Origin of the sequence: Methylobacterium aquaticum (assembly GCF_001043915.1) — a bacterium.
GTDB lineage: Bacteria > Pseudomonadota > Alphaproteobacteria > Rhizobiales > Beijerinckiaceae > Methylobacterium > Methylobacterium aquaticum.
The window spans coordinates 1-659 of sequence record NZ_LABX01000348.1 but is presented as its reverse complement, the minus strand read 5'-3'; the positions used below and the strand labels follow the sequence as shown (position 1 = coordinate 659).

Genomic DNA, 659 nt, shown 5'->3' with positions numbered 1-659 from the left:
GCTGGGACGTGGTCCTGTGGGTGTCGTTCGGGCCGCTCGCGGTGGCGGTCGCGGCGCTCTGCCTCGCAGCGGCGTCGCGGCCCGCCCCGGCGGCGGGCTGATCATCGCCGCCGCGCCGGCTCGCGGCTCAGGTTCCGGGCCGCCAGCTCCTCCTCGTAGCGGGCAAACCGCGTCGCCTGCTCCTCGCCGAGGCGGCGCAGGAAATCGAAGGCGTAGAGGCCGGTATCGTGCATGTCGTCGAAGGTGAGCTTGACCGCGTAGTTGCCGACCGGCGCCACCGCCAGGATCTGGACCTCGCGCTTGCCCGGGATCCACTGGCGCTCGGACGGGGCGTGGCCCTGGACCTCGGCCGAGGGGCTCTCGACCCGCAGGTACTCCGCCGGCAGGGCGTAGGCCGCGCCGCTGGCATACGTCACGTGGAGCGTGCGCTTGTCGCGCGACAGCCGGATCTCGGTCGGCCAGTCTACCGGCTCGGTCATGGGTTGCGTCTCCATGGGTTGCGTCTTCCTGCGCCTCAGGCACAACTTGCCCGCGGTCTCACGAGCGCTCATATGCAGGCCGACACCCGGCCGCCAGAGCCCTAAGTCCCGCCGAGGAAATTGAAGCGCATGTGGGGTCCCCGTACCGACGATCCGATGCCGGCCGCGTCCGTGCCGGCC

1 protein-coding gene is annotated in these 659 nt (G+C 71.8%); it reads right to left on the bottom strand.

What is annotated here, in order from left to right; translation table 11 throughout:
* Positions 1 to 101 precede the first annotated feature (101 nt).
* A complete protein-coding gene (locus VP06_RS31645) occupies positions 102 to 479 on the bottom strand; it encodes a gamma-butyrobetaine hydroxylase family protein (RefSeq protein ID WP_048467795.1) in 378 nt (125 codons plus the stop codon).
* Positions 480 to 659: the final 180 nt, after the last annotated feature.

Excerpts from the sequence above, each read along its gene's own strand:
- VP06_RS31645 (WP_048467795.1), bottom strand. The coding sequence starts at position 479 with ATGACCGAGCCGGTAGACTGGCCGACCGAGATCCGGCTGTCGCGCGAC.